1 protein-coding gene and 1 pseudogene are annotated in these 343 nt (G+C 50.7%); both read right to left on the bottom strand.

Going from position 1 to position 343, the window contains the following annotated elements; all coding sequences use genetic code 11:
- Nucleotides 1-141 (bottom strand): annotated as a pseudogene (locus AY633_RS16430) (guanylate kinase); the annotation flags it as partial.
- Between the two features lies 1 nt (nucleotide 142).
- A partial coding sequence (locus AY633_RS15700; protein ID WP_068489137.1) for an extracellular matrix/biofilm biosynthesis regulator RemA family protein occupies nucleotides 143-343 on the bottom strand: 201 nt, incomplete at its 5' end.

Genomic DNA, 343 nt, shown 5'->3' with positions numbered 1-343 from the left:
TTCACGCGGTAAGCGTGTAGTCATTGAAATGGAATATTCATAATTTGTGTCCGGCTGCTGGAACATCTCTTTTCGCACCGTGCCCTTGCCAACGCCCGAAGGCCCGGAAATCACGATGAGCAGTCCACGATGTTTTCTCATTTTATCCCTCGCTTGCATCATCATCATTTTCTTCTATACGCGCAAGTTCTGTCTCGATTGACAGCGCGGAAATGACCACGTGATCGCTATCCATGACAAAGATCGACTTGGTCTTCTTCCTGCCTGTCGCATCAACGAGCAAGCCTTTGCTGCCCGCCCCTTGCATCAAGACCTTAGAAGGCGCCGAGTCCGGCACACTCAT

The organism is Planococcus maritimus, from assembly GCF_001592825.1.
GTDB classification, from domain to species: domain Bacteria; phylum Bacillota; class Bacilli; order Bacillales_A; family Planococcaceae; genus Planococcus; species Planococcus maritimus_C.
This window is presented reverse-complemented; position numbering and strand designations above follow the sequence as displayed.